Origin of the sequence: Streptomyces sp. GbtcB6, from assembly GCF_019091475.1 — a bacterium.
Classification (GTDB): domain Bacteria; phylum Actinomycetota; class Actinomycetes; order Streptomycetales; family Streptomycetaceae; genus Streptomyces; species Streptomyces hyaluromycini.
The window spans coordinates 103,129-124,099 of sequence record NZ_JAGXJL010000011.1 but is presented as its reverse complement, the minus strand read 5'-3'; the positions used below and the strand labels follow the sequence as shown (position 1 = coordinate 124,099).

General features: G+C 71.5%; 15 protein-coding genes. 5 read left to right on the top strand and 10 right to left on the bottom strand.

The features are described 5' to 3' along the window. The first annotated feature begins 9 nt into the window (after positions 1–9). On the top strand, positions 10–909 hold the full coding sequence (locus KVT45_RS20350) for a TauD/TfdA family dioxygenase (protein ID WP_217549430.1): 900 nt from the start codon (positions 10–12) through the stop codon (positions 907–909). Between the two features lie 40 nt (positions 910–949). Here KVT45_RS20350 and KVT45_RS20345 read toward each other — a convergent pair whose 3' ends face one another. Beyond that, the gene (locus KVT45_RS20345; protein WP_217549429.1) at positions 950–2,173 is read right to left on the bottom strand and encodes an RNA-guided endonuclease TnpB family protein; all 1,224 of its coding nucleotides are present in this window, start codon (positions 2,171–2,173) and stop codon (positions 950–952) included. A gap of 394 nt (positions 2,174–2,567) precedes the next feature. Further along, positions 2,568–3,230 carry a DsbA family protein gene (locus KVT45_RS20340; protein ID WP_217549427.1) on the bottom strand — a complete coding sequence of 221 codons (663 nt, stop codon included), beginning with the start codon at positions 3,228–3,230 and terminating at the stop codon, positions 2,568–2,570. A 137-nt stretch (positions 3,231–3,367) separates the two neighbouring features. Here KVT45_RS20340 and pepN point away from each other — a divergent pair, with 137 nt between their 5' ends. Together pepN and KVT45_RS20330 are read left to right on the top strand one after the other, a co-directional pair. Beyond that, on the top strand, positions 3,368–5,980 hold the full coding sequence (pepN, locus tag KVT45_RS20335) for an aminopeptidase N (RefSeq protein WP_217549425.1): 2,613 nt from the start codon (positions 3,368–3,370) through the stop codon (positions 5,978–5,980). A 207-nt stretch (positions 5,981–6,187) separates the two neighbouring features. Next, the gene (locus KVT45_RS20330) at positions 6,188–7,225 is read left to right on the top strand and encodes a hypothetical protein (RefSeq protein WP_217549423.1); all 1,038 of its coding nucleotides are present in this window, start codon (positions 6,188–6,190) and stop codon (positions 7,223–7,225) included. Positions 7,226–7,403: 178 nt separating this feature from the next. On the opposite strand, the gene KVT45_RS20325 is transcribed toward KVT45_RS20330, so the two are convergent. After that, positions 7,404–8,840, bottom strand: a complete 1,437-nt coding sequence (locus KVT45_RS20325; protein ID WP_217549421.1) for a DMT family transporter — start codon at positions 8,838–8,840, stop codon at positions 7,404–7,406. A 139-nt stretch (positions 8,841–8,979) separates the two neighbouring features. On the opposite strand from KVT45_RS20325, the gene KVT45_RS20320 reads away from it, so the two are divergent. Next, positions 8,980–9,522, top strand: a complete 543-nt coding sequence (locus KVT45_RS20320; protein ID WP_217549419.1) for a GNAT family N-acetyltransferase — start codon at positions 8,980–8,982, stop codon at positions 9,520–9,522. Positions 9,523–9,579: 57 nt separating this feature from the next. Here KVT45_RS20320 and KVT45_RS20315 read toward each other — a convergent pair whose 3' ends face one another. The 6 genes from KVT45_RS20315 to KVT45_RS20290 form a co-directional block, all read right to left on the bottom strand. Then, a complete protein-coding gene (locus KVT45_RS20315; protein WP_217549682.1) occupies positions 9,580–10,794 on the bottom strand; it encodes a glycosyltransferase in 1,215 nt (404 codons plus the stop codon). Between the two features lie 310 nt (positions 10,795–11,104). Then, positions 11,105–12,250, bottom strand: a complete 1,146-nt coding sequence (locus tag KVT45_RS20310; protein WP_217549680.1) for an RNA polymerase sigma factor — start codon at positions 12,248–12,250, stop codon at positions 11,105–11,107. Then, positions 12,250–12,663: a YciI family protein gene (locus KVT45_RS20305; protein WP_217549417.1), complete on the bottom strand. Its 414-nt coding sequence runs from the start codon at positions 12,661–12,663 to the stop codon at positions 12,250–12,252. Before KVT45_RS20305 ends, KVT45_RS20310 begins: the two co-directional genes overlap by 1 nt. 154 nt (positions 12,664–12,817) lie before the next feature. Continuing rightward, a complete protein-coding gene (locus KVT45_RS20300; protein ID WP_217549416.1) occupies positions 12,818–13,975 on the bottom strand; it encodes a serine hydrolase in 1,158 nt (385 codons plus the stop codon). 93 nt (positions 13,976–14,068) lie between these two features. Next, positions 14,069–15,856 (bottom strand): TIGR03767 family metallophosphoesterase, encoded by a 1,788-nt coding sequence (locus KVT45_RS20295; RefSeq protein ID WP_217549414.1) that lies wholly within the window; start codon positions 15,854–15,856, stop codon positions 14,069–14,071. 244 nt (positions 15,857–16,100) lie between these two features. Beyond that, positions 16,101–16,565 (bottom strand): NUDIX hydrolase, encoded by a 465-nt coding sequence (locus tag KVT45_RS20290; RefSeq protein WP_308310828.1) that lies wholly within the window; start codon positions 16,563–16,565, stop codon positions 16,101–16,103. Positions 16,566–16,817: 252 nt separating this feature from the next. Here KVT45_RS20290 and KVT45_RS20285 point away from each other — a divergent pair, with 252 nt between their 5' ends. After that, on the top strand, positions 16,818–20,117 hold the full coding sequence (locus KVT45_RS20285) for a S8 family serine peptidase (RefSeq protein ID WP_217549412.1): 3,300 nt from the start codon (positions 16,818–16,820) through the stop codon (positions 20,115–20,117). 61 nt (positions 20,118–20,178) lie between these two features. Here the strand turns inward: KVT45_RS20285 and KVT45_RS20280 are convergent, their stop codons facing one another. Further along, a complete protein-coding gene (locus tag KVT45_RS20280) occupies positions 20,179–20,970 on the bottom strand; it encodes a hypothetical protein (RefSeq protein WP_217549409.1) in 792 nt (263 codons plus the stop codon). Position 20,971: the final 1 nt, after the last annotated feature.

The window sequence follows — 20,971 nt, the reverse complement described above, 5'->3', positions numbered from 1 at the left end:
CGCCCCCGCATGTCCATCGAGATCCGCAAGGTCACCGCGAACATCGGCGCCCAGGTCCTGGGCGTGGACATCTCCAAGCCGCTGGACGCGGAGCAGGTCGCCGCGATCCGCGAGGCCCTGAACGTCCACAAGGCCCTGGTCTTCGACGACGTGAACCTCGACGACGAGGGCCAGGAGGCCTTCGCCCGGCACTTCGGCGACCTCACCACCGCCCACCCGACGGTGCCCGCCGTCGACGGCGCCCCGAACGTGCTGCCCGTCGACAGCGAGCGCGGCCGGGCCAACCACTGGCACACCGACGTGACGTTCGTCCTGAACCCGCCCCAGGCCAGCACCCTGCGCTCCATCACGATCCCGCCGTACGGCGGCGAGACCCTGATCGCCAGTTCGGCCGCCGCCTACCGCGACCTGCCCGAGCCGCTGCGCGCGCTGGCCGACACGCTGTGGGCGGAGCACACCAACGACTACGACTACGCAGTTCCGGACGAGGAGATCGACGAGGAGAAGGCCGCCCAGCGCGCCCAGTTCACGTCGATCAAGTTCCGCACGGTCCACCCGGTCGTCCGGGTGCACCCGCTGACCGGTGAACGCGGGCTGTTCATCGGGGGGTTCGCGCAGCGGATCGCCGGCCTGTCGAAGGACGAGTCGCGCAAGATCCTCGACCTGCTCCAGGCGTACGTCACCCGCCCCGAGAACATCCTGCGCCACCGCTGGTCCCCGAACCAGCTGGTCCTGTTCGACAACCGCATCACCCAGCACTACGCCATCGACAACTACGACGGCCGGCCGCGCCGCCTCAACCGCGTCACCGTCGCCGGTGACGTCCCGGTCGGCATCGAGGGCAAGGAGAGCTACTCGATCGAGGGCGACGCCTCGCACTACACGTCCTTGACACGCTTCTCGGGCTGAAGCCCGAGGATTCTGGCCTTCTCGGCTGGTTGCCGTGCCGCTACGCGGCACGGTTTCCGGTCGGGAATCCGTGGCTTCCTGTTTCTTCGCGCTGTGCCAGAACGGGTTCTGGTCTTACCGGCGCTCGGCAGGCCGATACCGCCAGTCCGGCGGCCGTCTTCACATTGAGTGCGGCGTTGTGGTCCCGGTCGTGGACGGTGCCACAGGCACTACAGGTCCATTCCCGCACGTTGAGGGGTTTGGGTCCGTCCACCACACCGCAGGTGGAGCAGGTCTGGGAGGTCGGCGTGAACCGGCCGATCTTGACCAGGGTGCGGCCGTAACGTTCTGCCCTGTACTCCAGCATGCGGATGAACTGTGCCCAGCCCGCGTCATGGACGGACTTGGCCAGCCTCGTGCGGGCCAGTCCCGCCACCGACAGGTCCTCCACGGCGATCCCTTGGTTCTCGGAGATCAGCCTGGTGGAGAGCTGGTGGTGGAACTCACGGCGTGCGTCGGCAACTCTGGAGTGGGCGCGGGCGACCTTCAGACGGGCCTTGGCCCGGTTCTTCGATCCCTTACGCTTGCGGGACAGCTCCTTGTGGGCCTTCTTCAGTTTCTTCTCCGCGCGCCGTAGAAAGCGCGGGGAGTCGATCTTCGTGCCGTCGGACAGGACGGCGAAGTGGTTCAGGCCGAGGTCGATGCCGACAGTGCGGTTGGTCTGGGCCATGCGGGCCTGGTCGGCGGCAGGGTCGGTGTCGATGACGAAGGACGCGAAATACCTGCCGGCGGCGTCCTTGACGACGGTGACGGAGGTGGGGGCGGAGGGCAGGGTGCGGGACCACTTCACCTTCACCGCGCCGATCTTCGGCAGGCTCAGCCGACCGCTGCCGGTGATGTTCCAGCGGGCGTTGGCGGTGAACCGGATCGACTGCCGGGCATCCTTGCGGGACTTGAACCGTGGTGCTCCCGTCTTCGGCCCCTTGCGTGCGCCCTTGAGGGAAGCGAAGAAGTTGCGGTATGCGCTCTCAGCGTCCCGCAGAGACTGCTGGAGGACCACCGCGGACACCTCACCGAGCCAGGACCGCTCCTTGGACCGCTTCGCCTCGGTGATCAGCTTCCGGGACAGCTGCCCGGCCGTCGGGAACGGCTGCCCGGCCTTACGGGCGTCCTCACGGGCGCGGACCGCGTCGTTGAAGACGACGCGGGCACACCCGAACGCTCTGGCCAGCGCGGTGCGCTGACCGGCATTCGGGTAGAGCCTGAACGCGTACCGGAGCTGCATGCCGAACACGCTAGAGAGCCCGAACATCCATTGCTACCGGGAACATGCGTGCGGGATGTCACCTGGGTCCTGCACTGCCCGGCTCCACCGGGACAACATCGCGACGCTCCGCGTCGCCACCACGAGATTCGCTTCACACCCGGCCCGAAGGCCGGAGCACTGCGAATGAATCCCGGCAGCCGAGTGAACACATCACGTTGACAGGTACGTCCGGATGACGGGCGGCCTCTCCTGCCGAGCGGAGAGGCCGCCCGCACCGTGGGCGCTTTCTGCCCATCTCACCCATGGGACGAGCCTCGCCCATGCCGGATCGCAGCGCCCCGGCCGACGCCGGCCGGCATGGTGGTGATCTTCGTCCCGCGCCCGGCGGGGCCGCCGGGCGCGGCGGGGTGACCTACAGGTTGCTGAAGTCGGGGCCCTTGGTGCGGGACCGCTTGATCTCGTAGAAGCCGGGGACGGAGGCGACCGCGAGGGTGCCGTCCCACAGGCGGGCCGCCTCCTCGCCCTTGGGGGCGGGGGTGACGACGGGGCCGAAGAAAGCGATCTGCTCGCCGTCGGAGCCGGGGACCGCGATAACCGGGGTGCCGACGTCCTGGCCGACCTTGTCGATGCCCTCCTTGTGGGAGGCGCGCAGCTCGGCGTCGAACTCGAAGTCCTCCTGGTCGGCGTAGTCGATCAGCTCGGCCGGCAGGCCGACGTCGGCGAGCGCGCCCGCGATGGCCTCCACGGTCGGGCCCTCGCCGTTGTTGTGGATACGGGTGCCGAGCGCGGTGTACAGCGGGCCGAGGACGTCGGCGCCGTGCTTCTGCCAGGCCGCGGTGACCACGCGGATCGGCTTCCACGCCTTGGTCTCCAGCAGCTCGCGGTACTCCTCGGGCAGCTCGTCGAGCTTGGGCTCGTTGAGGACCGCGAGGCTCATGATGTGCCAGCGGACCTCGATGTCGCGGACCTTCTCCACCTCCAGGACCCACCGGGAGGTCATCCAGGCCCAGGGGCACAGCGGGTCGAACCAGAAATCGACGGGGGTCTTGCCGGAGCTGGTCACGGTCTCGGACATGGTTCTCCTCGGAATACGGGCCTTTTCCAGCGGCAACACCGTCCCCGGCCACCCCATTCCCGGATACCCGCCGTCAGGAGCACGTGGGAGGATCGGTGCTGTTCCGGCGTACCGACAACGATGAGGAAGTGCCGCCCGTGCCCGGTGAGAATCTGTCCCGCGACGAGGCCCGGGAGCGGGCCGCCCTGCTGTCGGTCGACGGGTACGACGTGTCACTGGACGTACGGTCCGCCGTCGGGGAGGCCCAGGACGAGCCGCGCACCTTCCGCTCGGTGACCACGATCCGCTTCCGCTGCAACGAGCCGGGGGCGGCGAGCTTCGCCGACCTGATCGCGCCGAGCGTGACCGCCGTGACCCTGAACGGCAAGGACCTCGACCCCGGCGAGGTCTTCGACGGCACCCGGATCACCCTGGAGGACCTGGCCGCGGAGAACGAGCTGGTGGTGGACGCCCGGTGCGCCTACTCCCGCACCGGCGAGGGCCTGCACCGCTTCGTCGACCCCGAGGACGGCGAGGTCTACCTCTACACGCAGTACGAGCCGGCCGACTCCCGCCGGGTCTTCGCGAACTTCGAGCAGCCGGACCTCAAGGCACCGTTCCGCTTCGAGGTGCGGGCGCCCGAGGAGTGGACGGTGTGGAGCAACGGGACGGGGGAACTCGCCGACGGCGTGTGGCGGTTCGCGGAGACGAAGCCGATCTCGACGTACATCACGTGTGTGGTGGCGGGGCCGTACCACTACGTGACGGACTCCTACTCCCGGACGTTCCCCGACGGCACGACGCTCGACATCCCGCTCGGCGCGCTGTGCCGCAAGGGCCTCGCCCCCTACTTCGACGCGGACGACGTCTTCCTGATCACCAAGCAGGGCCTGGACTTCTTCCACGACCACTTCGACTACCCGTACCCGTTCGGGAAGTACGACCAGGCGTTCGTGCCCGAGTACAACCTGGGCGCGATGGAGAACCCGGGCATGGTGACCTTCCGGGAGGAGTACATCTTCCGGGGCAAGGTGACGCAGGCGTCGTACGAGGCGCGCGCCAACGTGATCCTGCACGAGATGGCGCACATGTGGTTCGGCGACCTGGTCACCATGGTGTGGTGGGACGACCTGTGGCTGAAGGAGTCCTTCGCGGACTTCATGGGCACGTTCGCGAACGTCGGCGCGACCCGTTTCGAGGGCGCCTGGACCACCTTCGCCAACCGCCGCAAGGCCTGGGCGTACCGCGCCGACCAGCTGCCCTCCACGCACCCGATCACGGCCGACATCCGCGACCTCCAGGACGCCAAGCTCAACTTCGACGGCATCACCTACGCCAAGGGCGCCTCGGTCCTCAAGCAGCTGGTGGCGTACGTCGGCCAGGACGCGTTCCTGGAAGGTGCCCGCCGCTACTTCAAGCGCAACGCGTACGGCAACACCCGCCTCGGCGACCTGCTGTCGGTCCTGGAGGAGACCAGCGGCCGGGACATGAGCGCCTGGGCCGGCAAGTGGCTGCAGACGGCCGGGGTGAACTCGCTGACCCCGCAGGTGCTGCTGGACGCGGCCGGCAGGGTGGCCGAGCTGGCGGTGGTGCAGGAGGCCGCTGGCCCCGCTCATCAGTCGGCTCCGCCGACGGGCACCCCGGAGCTGCGTCCGCACCGGGTCGCGATCGGTCTGTACCGGCTGGAGGGCGGCGAGCTGGTCCGGTACGCGCGTGCCGAGGCGGACGTCGACGGCCCGCGCACGGTGGTCGCGGACCTGGCCGGCGCCGACGCCCCGGATCTGGTCCTGGTCAACGACGACGACCTCACCTACTGCAAGATCCGTTTCGACGAGACGTCGCTGGCGACCCTGCGCGGCCACCTCGGCTCGCTCACCGACCCGCTGGCCCGGGCACTGTGCTGGTCGGCGCTGTGGAACCTGACCCGGGACGCGCTGCTGCCCGCCCGGGACTTCGTCGACCTGGTGCTGCGGTTCGCGAGCCGCGAGTCGGACATCGGCGTGCTGCAGATGCTCCAGGCGTGGGCGGAGTCGGCGCTGGTGCACTATGTGGCGCCGCAGGGGCGGGAGGCGGCCGGGCGGCTGCTCGCCGAGGGCGCCCTGCGGGAGCTGCGGCAGGCGGCGCCGGGCGGCGAGCACCAGCTGGCCTGGGCGCGGTTCTTCGCGTCGACGGCGGCGGACGGCTCCGACTTCGGGCTGCTCCAGGAGCTGCTGGCGGGTACGGCGACGATCGACGGCCTGGACGTCGACCAGGAGCTGCGCTGGGCGTTCCTCGAACCCCTCGCCGCACACGGCGTGGCCGACGAGTCGGCCCTGGCGGCCGAACTGGCCCGGGACGACACGGCGTCCGGGAAGCGGCACCAGGTGCGCTGTCTGGCCGCCCGTCCGTCGGCGGCCGTGAAGGCGCAGGCGTGGGCGCAGGTCGTGGAGTCGCAGGCGCTGTCCAACGCGCTGGTGGAGGCGACGATCGCGGGCTTCGCCCAGCCGTCGCAACGGGAGCTGCTGGCGCCGTACGCGGAGAAGTACTTCGAGGTGATCGCACGGATCTGGGAGGACCGCTCGATCCAGATCGGCATGGACGTGGTCCGGGGCCTGTATCCGTCGTACCAGGACCGCCCGGAGACGCTGGAGGCGACGGACGCGTGGCTGGCGGCCCACACCGACGCACCCCCGGCGCTGCGCCGGCTGGTTCTGGAGGCCCGGGACGACCTGGCACGGACGCTGCGCGGACAGGAGTGCGACGCGCGGGCCGCAGGGGCGTCCGCGAGCTGACCTTTGGCCATAGGTCACCCTCCGGGTGACCGTTACGCAATTCAGTCAATCATGGCCGTAACCCCTGGTCCCCACCCGTCCGGACCAGGGGTTTCCGGCCCCTACTCGGCACCCGAACATCCGTCCTTTAGTACCGCCTTGTCCGTATTTATCGACGAACGCGTAACACTGGTTAAAGACCCGGCCGGCCCCGGGAATCCCGAGGCCATGACCCACAACACCCCGCTCTCCCCCCGCCCCCTCCGCCACCTCTCCGACGTCCACCGCCGGGTGCTGACGACGGCCCAGCTCCGCTCGCACGGCGTCGCGGCCACCGAGATCGCCGAGCAGTGCCGGCCGGGCGGCCCCTGGCAGCAACTGCTGCCAGGCGTGGTACTGCTCCACCCCGGCCCGCCGACCAGCGAGGAACGCCTGCACGGGGCCCTCCTCTTCACGGCCCGCGAACCGGCCCCGGGCGTCCCGGCGCAGCCGACCCCGGACACCCCGCACCGCCCGGTCTACGCGGACGCGATGATCACCGGACTGGCGGCGCTGACCCTGCACGGCTTCTCCGCCACCCCGCCGCTGCTCGCCCTGGACCACGTGGACGTCCTGGTCCCGCGGATGCGCCGGCTGCGCTCCACCTCCTACGTCCGCGTGCTCCGCACCCCGGCCCTGCCGGCCCCCGAGACGGTGACGGGCCTCCCGGTCGCCCCGGTCCCGCGTGCCCTCGCGGACGCGGTCGCGGACCTCACCGACGCGGAGGCGGTACGGCGGCTGCTGACCGAGGCGGTGCGCGGCGGCCACTGCGAACCGGCGGCGGTGGTACGGGAGCTGAACCAGGCGAAGCTGCTCGCCCGCCCCCATGTGGTGGACGCCGTCGACTCCCTCGTCGCCGAGGGCCGGGCCATCGCGGAGGACCGCCTCTACCGGATGGTCCACGAGTACGGCCTCCCCGACCCGGTCTGGAACGTGGACCTGAGGCTGCCGGGCGGCCCCCACCTGGGCGGTCTCGACGCCTACTGGCCGGAGCAGGCGGTCGCCGTCGAGCTGGACACCCGTGCACCGCGCCAGGACGAGGACGCCCTGTGGTCCGAATACGCCCGCAAGCGGGAGCACTTGGAGCGGCTCGGCATCACGGTCGTGTACGTCACCCCGAAGAAGCTCCGGAACTCGATGGAGCAGCAGGCGGCGGTGGTCCGTACGGCCCTGATGGCGTCCGCCGACCGCGACCCGGCCGCGTACGTGGTGGTACTGCCTCGCTGAGCAGTGCCCCCGCGGGGGCGCCCCGAAGGGGTGCGGGGAACTGCGCGACCAGCCACGACGGCGCCGCGCCCGAACGACGACGCATCGCGGCAGCACTCAGGCGCGGGGCCCTGGAAAGGGAGGGACCGCCGGTCCGGAGGGGGACCGACGGCCCCTCCTTCCCTGTTCACCGGGCGGGCTACTCACGGCGGGCAGGGGCGGAGCCCTGTGCCGCGAGGTGGGCGTCGACCTCCCGCACGCCGCCGGACCACCGGCGGTGCTCGCGCGGGTCGTTCGGATGGCGCGCGTACATCTGCCGCAGGGCCGGGGCCAGTTCACGCATCGCGGTATGGTCGGGCAGGTCCCGCCACTCGGTGAAGGCGCGCTCCAGGCACAGCCGGGTCCGTGCGGTGTCCCGCCGGGGCGGTTCGGCATGGAAGCGGGCCGCGCTCAGCCACAGGCGGACGGCGAGGCGGCCGTTGCCGGCGAGGTGGGCGACGTGGGCGCGTACCTCGATCCAGTGGGTCGCCTCGGCCGACTTGGCGCCGTGCAACCGGACGGAGTGGTTCTCCGACCGCCGGATGGTGTGCTCCGCGTCGGTGAGCCTGCCCAGCCGGGCGTCGCGCCAGATTCCGTCGTAGACGTCGCCGGCCGGAGCCGGCGCCAGAATCGGGTGTTGCAGCAGGGTGTGGAGACCGGCCCGGCCGTGCCCCGGCAGGTCCGCCGCGGCCGGCGCCCGCCGGGCGTCCCCGATCACCACGACGGCCACCCCGAGCATGATCATGACGAGTCCGGGCCAGGCGCCACCGGTGGGCAGCTGCCCCAGCCAGAGCCGGCCGACCAGCGCCGCCATCGGCGCCTCCAACAGCAGCAGCACGCTGACCGCGGTCGCCGGTGCCCGGCCGAGGGCGAAGTTCAGCGAGAACAGGCCCAGCAGCTGCGGCAGCAGGAGCAGGCCCAGCAGGGCGTACCAGGCATGCGCGGTGAAGGTGACCGGCGGAGTGCCGGTGACCAGGCACAGCAGCAGCATCTCGACGGTGCACACCGAGAAGCACAGCACCGAGTACATCGGCGTGCTGACGTCGGGGCGGGCCTCCTCGCTCAGGGCGGTGTAGGCGGCCAGCGCGACGGCGCCGGCGAGGGCGAGGACGTCCCCGGTCACCGCGTCCGCGCCGGTGCCGATGTCGGCGCCGCTCGCGACCACGGCACCGGCCACCGACACCGCCAGCCCCGTCCACGCGGCCCTGGACAGGCGGCTGCCCCGGGCGGTCGCGATGAGGGCCTGCCACACCGGCTGGGTGGCCACCAGCCCGGTCGCCATCGCCACGCTGGTCAGCTGGGCGCCGGTCATGAAGGTGGCGAAGTGGGCGGCCAGCGCCGTCCCCGCGGCAACGGCGAACAGGACCGCCCGCCGCTGCTCCTTGCGGACCAGGTCGCGCTCCCCGCTGAACACCCGGTGCACCTCACGGCGGCGCGCCAGCAGGAAGGCCGGGCCCAGCGTGAGCAGACCGAGGGCGTTGCGGCCGAAGGCCAGCGCGAACGCGGGGACCGCGGCGTAGGCGGTGAGGGGGGCGGTGGCGGAGAAGGCGAGGACGGTGACCAGGACGGCGGCACCGGAGACGGCGTCCAAGTTCATACGCATGGTGGTGGCTGAACCTCGGGTGGGGCGGTGAGTGGTGTCAGCACACCAGGGCCGCGTCCGCGGATCATTGCCGTACGCACCCCGACTCCGGGTACAGCAGGCTGCACCACGGTCGCCGTCTAGAGTGACCGGGATGAGCGACGACGCCTCCGTGATATTGCGCCCCGCCCGCGAGGACGACCTCCCGCTGCTGGAGCGGTTTCTCTTCGACCCCGAGGCGGCGAGCCACTTCCAGTGGTTCGGCTGGCGGGACCCCGACCGCTTCCGGCGCCGCTTCGCGGAGAACGGTCTGCTCGGGCCGGACGACGGCCAGTTGATCGTCGACGCCTCCGACGGCGCCGCGTCCGGCGGCCCGTTCGGCTTCGTGTCCTGGCACAAGCTGACGACCGGCCCCACGTCGTACTGCTGGAGCGCCGGCATCGCCCTGGCGCCGGAGGCCCGCGGCCGGGGCGTCGGCACCCGTGCCCAACTGCTCCTCGTCCGCTACCTGTTCGCCCATACTCCGGTGCAACGGATCCAGGCCGACACCGACTCGGAGAACATCGCCGAGCAACGCGCCCTGGAGAAGGCCGGCTTCACCCGCGAGGGCGTGATGCGCTCCCTCGTCTTCCGGGACGGCCGCTGGCGGGACGGCGTCCTCTACGGCGTCCTGCGCGACGACCCGCTGCCCGGGTAGCCGACCGCCGCCCCGCCCGCACCGCGGTCGCGGCGGGCGGGGCGAACCGGCTGGGTGCTACTGGCCGCTGACGCCGGGGCGCAGTTCGTCGCGGACGTCGTCGCCGACGACGTGGGCGAGCAGGTCGGCGTACGCGGCGATCATCCGGGTACGGCTGAACCGCTCGCGGCTCGCCGCCAGCGCCGGAGCGAAGAGCTCCCTGTCGGCCACCGCCGCCGACCAGGCGAAGGCGATCGCGTCGGGGTCGAAGGGCGTCACGAACCCGTGTCCCTCGACGATCGACGCGCTGTCGCCGACGTCCGTCGTGACCGGGACGGCGCCGCACATCATGCCCTCGATGAGGCAGAGCGGCGCCGCCTCGCCGGAGGCGGAGGTGAGGGCGACGACATCGGAGCCGGCGTAGACGGTCTCCATGTCGTGCCGTACGCCGAGCAGGTGCACGCGGTCGCCGAGGGCGGCCCGGTCGGCGCCGAAGGCGACCTCGATGTCGGCCCACAGGGCGGGGTTGTCCTCGGTCATCCCGGCCCCGCACATGACGACGTGCCCGCCGCCCTCACGAGCCAGCCACGCCCTGGCCGCCCGCAGGAAGAGCGGCACGTTCTTCATGCCGGCGTACCGGGCGGCGAATACGACGACGGGAGCGTCCGGGGCGGTGGCGGGGATGCCGAGGGACTCGCGGAAGGCGAGCCGCAGGGCCGCGTCCGGCCGGAAGCGGAGCAGGTCGACGCCGTTCGGGATCACGTGCAGCAGCTCGCCGGGGATCCCGGCGGCCTCGTACGCGTCCCGCGTGGACTCGGCGCAGCACACGCAGGCGACCACCGTGCCGTCCGCGATGGCGGCCTTGAGTTCGTCCAGCGCCTGGCCCTGGTTCTCCGGGTCGGACCGGTGCAGGCAGACGACGACGGGGCGGCGGGGCAGCCCGGCCTGGTTGAGCAGCGCGAGCGGCTGCTCCTTCAGTGACAGGATGACGTCCGCACCGGCCATGGCCCGCGCCGTATCGGCCAGCTCGGGCCCGCTGAAAACCGACGCCGCGACGGTGCCGTCGACGAGACCGGCGGTGCGGCCCAGCGACGTGACCTCGACGCCACCTGCCGTAAGCGCGCGGTAACAGGCGTCGTCCTCCATGCGCTGCGTGGTGGATTCTCGGTGGACCTCACCGTGCAGACTCAACACACGATGCCACTGCTGTCCGCCCTCTACCAGGCCGAGCAGCACATCACTGTGCACGATCCGGGCTCCCCCGGAGAAAAAGCCCTCGTAGACCGAGAGCACACGAAGTCCGAGCCGAGCGCCCACACGACCACCTGCCTTGCACCAGATCGAGCCATCCCCGGGAACCGCGGGTTAGCCGATATGAGGCGGTACGGACGTTTCATTCGGATGAACGGAGTGTCTCGTGTCGGAGTCGGCTGCGTTTACAGGACGAGCGCCGGACCCCCGGTCGCCAACATCATTCCGTTTGCCCCGCGGACACCCTTCTGACCTGCGCTTTTACAAGGGCTTCCGCATCCCCCGCGCCCTCCGGACGAGGGCGGCCGACGGCAAAAAAACGGCAAGCGAGGTACCCGGACGCACGACGATGTCACCTGTCGCGGTGGGTGTTGAGGCGTGCGGCCCGGCGGGTCAGGTGGTCGCGTTCGGCGAGATTGGGGGCCTTGCGGGCCGCCTCGGCGTACAGGCGTGCCGCGGTCGTCCGGTCGCCGTCGCGTTCGTGCAGGTAGGCGGCGACCGCGGTGTGCCGGGGCAGGGCGGCGTCCAGCTCGGCGAGTGCGGCGAGGCCGGCGCGGGGGCCGTCCGCCTCGCCGACGGCGACCGCGCGGTTGAGCCGGACGACCGGGCTGTCGGTCAGACGCGCGAGTTCGTCGTACCACTCGACGATCTGCACCCAGTCGGTCTCCGCGGCGGTGGGCGCGTCCGCGTGCAGGGCGGCGATGGCGGCCTGGGCCTGGAACTCGCCGAGGCGGTCGCGGGCGAGGGCCGTCTGGAGGATCCCGACGCCCTCGGCGATCAGGCGGGTGTCCCACCGGCTCCGGTCCTGCTCGGCAAGGGGTACCAGGCTGCCGTCGGGTGCGGTCCTGGCGGCCCGCCGGGCGTGGTGGAGCAGCATGAGGGCGAGCAGCCCGGCCGCCTCGGGGTGGTCGATCGCGGCCGCGAGCTGCCGGGTGAGCCGGACGGCCTCGGCGGCGAGGTCGACATCACCGGAGTAGCCCTCGTTGAAGACCAGGTAGAGGACGCGCAGCACGGTGGCGACATCGCCGGGCCGGTCGAGGCGGACGCCGGAGACCGTGCGCTTGGCGCGGCTGATCCGCTGGGCCATGGTCGCCTCGGGCACCAGGTAGGCCCGGGCGATCTGGCGGGTGGTGAGTCCGCCGACGGCGCGCAGGGTGAGCGCGACCGCGGCGGAGGGGGTGAGGGAGGGGTGGGCGCAGAGGAAGTAGAGCTGGAGGGTGTCGTCCGCCGCGGGGACGGGGCCGGGCGGCGGCTCCTCGTCCACGCGGTCCTCGCGCCGGCGGCGGGCGGTGTCGGCGCGGGTCGCGTCGAGGAACCGCCGCCAGGCCACGGTGACCAGCCAGCCCTTCGGGTCCCGCGGCGGGTCGGACGGCCAGACGCGGACCGCCTCGACCAGCGCCTCCTGCACGGCGTCCTCGGCCGCCGCGAAGTCGGCTCCGCGGCGGACGAGGACGGTGAGCACGCTCGGGGTGAGGCTCCTGAGCAGGACCTCGTCCATCAGTGGCACTGCGGGACGTTGGGCGGCGCGGACAGGAACGGGCGCACCTCCAGCCACTCGTGGATCGGCTTCCCGCCCGCCCCGGGGGCGGCCGAGAGCTCACCGGCCAGCTCCACGGCGCGCTCGTGGCTGTCGACGTCGATCACCATCCAGCCGGCGATGAGGTCCTTGGTCTCGGCGAACGGGCCGTCGGTGACCGGCGGGCGCCCCTCGCCGTCGTAGCGGACCCACATCCCCTCGGGGGCGAGGGCCTGGCCGTCGACGAACTCGCCGGTCTTCTCCAGCCGGGCGGCGAAGTCGTTCATGTACTGCACGTGGGCCGAGATCTCCTCGGGCGTCCACCGGTCCATGGGCACGTCGTTGGCCGGGGCGGGGGCGCCGCGGTAGTGCTTCAGCAGCAGGTACTTGGCCATCGTGGTTCTCCTCGGTGCTGGTGCGGCCATTGTGGTCGCTTTCACCCCGGGGACGGAGCCGGCCACGGGTTCTCGACATCACCGGCCGAGATTTTTTCCGGGGCCCGGTGGCCGGCCGTCGTCCGGACCGGCCACCGGGCCCGGCAACCGGCGCTCAGCCCCCGCAGAACTCCGCCTCGACCACCGCGTCCTTGTCGCCGGTCCAGTCGGCGTTGAAGTTGAGGGCCAGGGCGTGGCGGCCGTCGGCGGTGGTGGCCGCGGTGGAGGAGGAGCCGTGGATGCCACCGTCGTGGCCCCAGACGTGGACGCCGCAGGGGAGGGTGACCTCGATCAGGCCGAGGCCGTACGCGCTGTTGGGGTCGCCGGGGACGGGGGTGGTGGTCTTCATCTCCTTCAGCTGGTGCGCAGGGAGCAGCCTGCCGCGCAGGAGGGCTTCGTAGAAGCGGGTCAGGTCGGCGGAGGTGGAGATCATCTCGCCGGCGGAGGAGGCCATGGAGGGGTTGAGGGTGGTGACGTCGTAGGTGGGGCCCGTCGTCGTGTCGGCGAGTTTCGAGTAGGCGCGGCTGCTCGGGCGCGGCAGGGTGGTGCGGGTGCCGGGGACGGAGGTGCCGGTCAGGTGGAGGGGCCTGATCACCCGGTCGGTGATCTCCTGGGCGTACGAGTGGCCCGTCACCGCCTTGATCACCATGCCGGCGAGCACGTAGTTGGTGTTCGAGTAGGCCCAGCTGGTGCCCGGGGCGAAGGCCGGCTGGTGCTTCGTCGCGATCGCCACCAGCCCGGCGGGGGTCAGTGTGTCGTAGCGGTGCTCGAAGAAGCCGTCCTTCAGGAAGTACCTGCGGCCGAAGTCCTCGTCCGCGGTGTAGTTGAAGAGCCCGCTGGTGTGGTTGAGGAGCTGGCGGACGGTGATGCGGCGGCCGTCGTTGCCGTGGCCGGCCACCACGCCCGGCAGCCACTTGTCCACCGTGTCGTCGAGGGACAGCCGGCCTTCCGCCTCCAGCTGGAGCAGCACCGTGGCCACGAAGGTCTTCGTGATGCTGCCGACCCGGTAGCGGTCGGACACCGACCGCGGGGCGCCGGTGCGGGTGTCGCCCACCCCGGCCGTCGTCGACCAGGTGCCGCGGGCGTCCCGGGCCGTCGCCGTCGCCCCGGGGACGCCGCCCTCGATCGCGGCCTCGATCGCCTTGCGGGTGGCCTGGTGGCCGGCCGCGGCTGCCGTCGGCGCCGGTCCGGCCGGGGCCGCCAGCGCCGGTCCGGCGAGCGCTGCCGACAGGGCCAGTGCGGTGGCCGCCACCAGCGTCGTACGTACGGACATGTCTCTCCCCCAGTGGAGTCGTCGTACTCGGTCGGGGGGAGGGACACCGTCCTGATCGGCGAGGTTGCCCGGCTTGGGCCGGTTGAGTGAGTTTCAGCCCTTCTTCAGCACCAGCTCCGTGTTCCGGTCCGTCGTGCTGCCGCCCAGGACCTTGCTGGAACCGGGGGCGTTGAAGGCCAGTTCGCGGTAGAGGGCGGCGAGGCCGGTCTGGGAGAGGTCGGAGAAGTCCGTGCGGTGCGGGGCGGCCGACTCGATCAGGGTGGTGAAGAGGGAGATCGTGCCGTCCTTGTTGTCCGCCAGCTCGACGACCCTGGCCAGCTGGGGGTGGTCGACGTGCGAGGCGGTGGTGATCTCCCAGAAGGAGTTGCCGTTCGAGGCCTTGTGCGGGGTGATGAGGTTGCGGTGGATGTGGCCGTTGACCCAGGCCAGCACGTTGGCGTGGCGGTTGAGCAGGGTGACCAGCTCGGCGCCCGTGTGGCGGCGGTCGCTCGGGTGGGCCGGGTCGGGACGGGTGTTGGTCATCGTCTGGCTGGTGTGGTGGCTGAAGACGACCGCGTAGGAGTCCTTGTTCTCCTTCAGGGTCTTCTCCAGCCAGGCGAGTTGGGTCGATCCGATCGATCCGTCGTAGTGGCCGCCCGCGTCCGTCGTGTCGAGGCTGATGCCGATGACGTCGTCGGAGATACGGAAGGCGTAGTACTGGGTGCCCGCGGCCACGTTGGCGGTCGAGTAGCCGTGGCCGACCGGGCCGAGGCCCTGGTAGGCCGGGTCCAGGTGGGCCTTGAGGTAGTCGGCGGAGGTGTAGGGGGCGCGCTTCTCGTCGGCGGTGACCGAGCGCATCGACCGGGCGTGGGCCTTCAGGAAGTCGCGGTAGCCGCTGCCCTTGGGGTCCTTGGCGGTGCGGATGGAGTCCTGGAGCTTCTTGGCCTCGGCGTCGGTCACCGTCATCAGCTTCTTGCCGCCGATCGCGGCCGCGGCGAGGTAGGGGTCGGCGTGCGAGCCGAAGCAGCCGAGCGGCAGGGCGTCGTGGTTGCCGACCGTGGAGTACCAGGGCAGGTTGAGGCCGGGGCTCTTGACCTCGCGGATCGCGGCGGCCAGGAAGCCGGCGAGGTGCGGGAAGCCGAGCGCCTTGTCGCCGTCGCGGACGGTGGAGGACGCCTGCCAGTACAGCTTGAGGCCGCTGTTCTGGACGCCCTCGTAGTGCTTGGGGTCACCGGTGTTGGGGGTGATTTTGCCGCCGCTCATCACCTTCATGAACCACTCCAGTTCGGAGTGGGCGTTGTTGTCGGTGTTGTCGCCGGTGGTCATCACGAAGTGCAGCGGCGAGCCGGTGACCGGGGCGCCGCGCAGCGCGTTGACCCGCTCGACGAGCGAGATGGCGCCGGGCACGGTGAGCGCCTCGTGCGGGCGCCAGGCGTGCGGGTCGTGGGCGCGCAGGAACTCAAGACGCAGCGGGTGCTGGACGTCCATCAGGTGCAGGTCGGTGAACTGCACGAACGCGGCGAGGGCAGTGCGGCGGCTCGCGCGGCCGGACTTGGCGGCGGCCAGGTCGGAGCGCACCACGCGCGACCAGCCGGCGCCGTCGCCGAGCCGCCGGTAGCCGGAGCTGGTGCGGGGCGCGGCGACGGAGGCGAGGGTGGTGCCCTTGGTGTAGGGGGCGAGGGGGGCCGCGGCGGCCTGGCGGCCCTCGGCGACCGGCTGCTGCTCCTCGGCCGCGGCGGGGACGGCGGGGGTGGCCTCGCTGTCGGTGGGGCGCAGGGCGAATCCGACGCCTGCGGAGAGTGAGACGGCTCCGGCGGCGGCGAGCACGGTACGGCGGTTGATCTCCAGTGCCTCGCGGCCCTTGTGGGCCGCGGAGGTGGCGACAGAGCGTATGCGCGACATGGCGCGATCTCCCCGAGTACGAACGCGTCGGCAGTGGTCACGGGTGATCGCTTCCGCGAACTTCCCGCTCACTTTGGATCGTTGGCACCGGGGGTGACCTGCGCGTGAACACGGCGGCAACGCGCAGCGCCGATCACCGTACGTGGATCAGGCGAGGTGGGGACCGGTCATTGAGCGGATCACGGGCGTCCGGGGCCCGGCTACTCCGCGTTCATCTGCCGGGGTAGGGGAGGGTCTCCGGCACTTACGACTGCTCTTCTGCAAACCGCCCGGCCGCCGGCTTCTCCCGCCACAGCCGCAGGGCGACATCGATCAGCCGGATGTGCCTCAGGTCCGGTACGGCGTCCAGGTCGTGCCAGGCGGCCATGTCGGTGGAGCCGTCGACCTCGTTGCGCAGTTCACCGCCGACGATCTCGCCGGTGTAGATGATCCGCACGCCGTGGTGGTCGGTGGCGGCGCGCCGCAGGCCCGCGCGGGGGAAGCGGAGGCGGTTGGAGTCGATGCCCAGCAGGCCGGTCACCGCGATGCGGTATCCGGTCTCCTCCATGAGTTCGCGGCGGACCGTGTCGTACGGGTCCTCGCCGTGCTCCATGCCGCCGCCGGGCAGGACCCACTCGGGTGTGCCGTCGTCGGCCGGTGACCGGGCGAGCAGGATCTGACCGTCACGGACGCACACGGCGTAGGCCGCCACCCTGAGCTTCTCGCGCACGTCGGCACGGTAGGGCGTAGAGCGCGCGGTGGCCACCGGGTTTCCGCGACGGGACCGGGAAGCGGCCGCGGGGCGGCCGGGGAGTGAGCGGCGGGCGATCGGGGGGTGACCGGGGGTTTTCCCCATACGTTCATATCAATTCGGTCAACGTTCCCAAAAGTCCGTTCCCTTGGGGAAAGCTGTGCGCCTACGCGCCGGACATGACAACGTCCGGTCGCTCCAGGCTCGTTCCTTTACCTACAAGGGATGCAGATGACCCTCACCCCCCAGCACGACCCGATACCGGGCCACAGACGCCTGGGCCGCATAGCCGTCGCCGTCGGTGTCGTGGCCGCGCTCTCCGCCGCCGGGCCGGTGCCCCTGGCCGCCGCCGCGGCCCCGGCCCCCGCCGCCGCCACCGCCGACCCCGGCGTAAAGTCGGCCCACGACAAGCTCGGTTCGGACGACGCGGAACTGCTCGCCGAGGCCAAGTCCGACGGTGCCAAGAACGTCACGATGATGATCGCGACCGCGCCGGGGCAGACCGAGCAGGTCGCCGAGGAGCTGGACGCGGTCAAGGGCGGCTTGGTGGGCCGTACGTACGACAAGCTCGGCTACGTCCGGGCCACCGTCCCCACCGGCCGGGCGGACTCGGCGATCGCGGCCGCCGCGAAGCTGTCCTCGGTGCACGCGATCGACCTGCGCCAGGAGATCCAGCTCGACGACCCCACGGCGACGGACGGCAACTCCAAGGCCGCCAAATCCACTTACTCGGGGCCGAACAAGAACACCCCCGCCGAGAACCCCTACAACCCCTCCTTCGAGACGGGCGCCGTCGACTTCGTCAAGGAGCACCCGAAGGCGGACGGCCGGGGCATCACCATCGGCATCCTGGACTCCGGCGTGGACCTCGGCCACCCGGCGCTGCAGAAGACCACCACCGGCGAGCGGAAGATCGTCGACTGGGTGACCTCGACCGACCCGGTCAACGACGGCGACGGCACCTGGCGGCGGATGACCGCCCCGGTCTCCGGCCCGGCGTTCTCCATCACCACGGCCAGCGAGGGCACCGAGACGTTCAAGGCACCCGAGGGTTCGTACAAGTTCAACTACATGTACGAGTCCGCCACCACCGGTGGCGACATGAAGGGCGACCTGAACCGCGACGGCGACACGACCGACGCCTGGGGTGTGCTGTACGACGCGGCCTCCGGCACCGTGCGCGTGGACACCAACGACAACCTGGACTTCACCGACGACGTGCCGATGAAGCCGTACAAGGACGGCTACCAGATCGGCTACTTCGGCACGGACGACCCGGCCACGGATGTCGTCGAGCGCATCCCGTTCGTGGTCGAGATCCGCAAGGACGTCGTCTACAACGCGTCCGGCGCGAAGGCCGACTACGTCAACATCGGCGTCATCGAGTCCGAGCACGGCACCCACGTCGCCGGCATCACCGCCGCCAACGGCCTGTTCGGCGGCAAGATGAACGGCGCGGCCCCGGGCGCGAAGATCGTCTCGTCCCGGGCCTGCACCTGGACCGGCGGCTGCACCAACGTCGCCCTCACCGAGGGCATGATCGACCTGGTCGCCAACCGGGGCGTCGACATCGTCAACATGTCGATCGGCGGCCTCCCGGCGCTGAACGACGGCAACAACGCCCGCGCCGAGCTGTACACGCGGCTCATCGACACCTACGGCGTGCAGCTGGTGATCTCGGCGGGGAACTCCGGCCCGGGTGCGAACACCATCGGCGACCCCGGTCTCGCCGACAAGGTGATCTCGGTCGGCGCGGCCATCTCCAGGGAGACCTGGGCCGCCAACTACGGCTCCCAGGTGACCACCAAGTACCAGCTGCTCCCCTTCTCCTCGCGCGGCCCGCGTGAGGACGGCGGCTTCACACCGACCCTGGTCGCACCGGGCGCCGCGATCAACACCACCCAGACCTGGCTGCCGGGCTCCCCGGTCGCCGAGGCGGGCTACTCGCTGCCGGCCGGCTACTCCATGCTCCAGGGCACCTCGATGGCCTCCCCGCAGGCGGCGGGCGCGAGCGCGCTGCTGCTGAGCGCCGCCAAGGAGAAGGGCATCGCCCTCTCCCCCGCCGACCTGCGCACCGCCCTGACCTCGACGGCCCACCACATCAAGGGCGTCCAGGCGTACGAGGAGGGTGCGGGCCGGATCGACATCGTCGACGCGTGGGAGTCCATCCGCGACCACGCCACCGCGCACGACTACACCGTGAAGGCGCCCGTCGACACCGCGATCGACTCCGCGCTGAAGACCCCGGGCTACGGCACCGGGCTCTACGACCGCGAGGGCGGCCTGAAGGCCCGGCAGAAGAAGACCTACGACGTCACGATCGTCCGGACCTCCGGCGCCGACCAGGCGATCCGGCACGAGCTGCACTTCGACAACAACGCCGGGCACACCTTCAAGATCCTCGGGTCCGACGAGGTGAAGCTGCCGCTGAACCAGCCGGTGACGGTCAAGGTGCAGGCGAAGCCGAAGAGTTCGGGCATCAAGTCCGCGATCCTCGAAGTCGACGACCCGAAGACCGAAGGCGTCGACAAGCAGATCCTGACCACGGTCGTGGTGTCGGACCCGGTCGACTACACCTACTCCGCAGCGGGTTCGGTGCAGCGCAACAGCTCCACGTCGTACTTCGTGACCGTGCCGGAGGGCGCCCAGTCCCTCGAGGTCGCGCTGAGCGGGCTCGCCGACAAGAGCCAGACGCGGTTCATCGCCATCCACCCGTACGGCGTCCCGGTCGACAACACCGGTACCCCGTACTGCTACAACAACTACCTGAACGGCAACGGCTGCAAGCCCGACGTGCGTTCGTACGCCGCCCCGCAGGCCGGGGTCTGGGAGATCGAGGTCGAGGCGCGCCGCACCTCGCCGCTGCTCGACAACCCGTACCAGCTGGGCGTCACCGTGCTCGGCGCGGCCTTCGACCCGGAGACCGTGACCGTGCCCGAGGCCAAGGTCGGCACCCCGGTCACCGCCTCCTGGAAGGTGACCAACGAGTTCGCCGCCCTCGACGGCAAGCTGGTCGGCGGCCCGCTCGGCTCCTCGAAGACGACCCGCCCGGCCATCAAGGAGGGCGAGACCCAGACGACGACGGTGACCGTGCCGGAGGGCGCCACCTCGCTGGACGTGGCGATCGGCAATGTGTCGGACGCCTCGGCCGACCTGGACCTGACCGTGTACGACGCGTCCGGCAAGCAGGTCGCACAGTCCGCCGACGGCGACTCGGAGGAGGCGGTCTCCGTCGCCTCGCCGGCCGCCGGGACCTACACGATCGAGGTCGTGGGCTACTCGGTCCCGTCCGGGTCCACCGACTACGACTACCGGGACGTGTTCTTCTCCGCCGCGCTCGGTTCCGTCACGGTCGACGGGTCCACGCCGGTGAAGCTCGGCACGGGTGCCTCGGCCACGGTGACCGGCCAGGTCACGGCGGCCGCGGCGGCCCCCGAGGGACGTGAGTTCTTCGGCCGGGTCCAGCTGGTCAACGCGCGCGGCACGGCCGCGGGCACCGGCAGCGTGAAGATCGAGAAGGTCACGCAGTAGGACGCGCGGGGCACAGCGGTACGAGGGGCGGGCGTCCTGCGGGGCGCCCGCCCCTCCGTTTTCACTTCCGGCAGGTCAGGGTGCGCGACTCGGGCAGGTCCCGGACGATCCAGGCCCGCTCCCGGGCGATCTCCGGCTCCCCGACCGCGTACCGGTCGGGCACCTGCTGCCCGTCCGTGATGCCGACCAGCAGGCGGGCGCCCGTGCGGACCCGGGCGTCGGTGCCGTCCTCGAAGAGGAACTCCACCTCCTCGGCGGTCTTCGCCGGTTTGTAGGCGCGGGTCACGCGCAGGGTGACGCGTTCATCGCCGGAGCCCGCGAGCTGCTGCACCCCGGTGACCGTGCCCTCGACGACCAGCCGGGCGCAGGCGAGGTAGCCGGGGCCGGCGGCCTGCTCCTCGCCGCCCTGGCCGGCCGTGCTCGACGCACTGTCGGCGGCCTTGTCGGAGCTGGCACCGTTCGACATGGCGCTGTCGCCGCCGTTCGCCGCGAGCCAGCCGATGCCGAACACGGCCCCGGCGAACGCGGCCGCGAGGGCACCGGCGAACCCGAGGGCGCGGACGCCCGGGTGCTGCCAGGGGCGGCGGCGCCCGGCCGGACGGGGGCGGGGCCGGGGTACCGCGGGCGGCGGCTCGGCAAGGGTGTCGCCGATGATCCCGAGCTGTTCGCGCAGGAGCGCCAGGTCGGCGGTGGCGGCGCGGTGCTCGGCCATGAAGGCGGGGTCGGCGCGCCGCTCGTCGGAGAGCGACTCGTCCATGAGGACGGCGAACAGGGCGTCGATCTCCGCTTCGCCCTGACCGTCGCGTCCACTCTGGTCGTCGTATCGCTCGTGGTCGTCGTGTTCGGCGGTCATG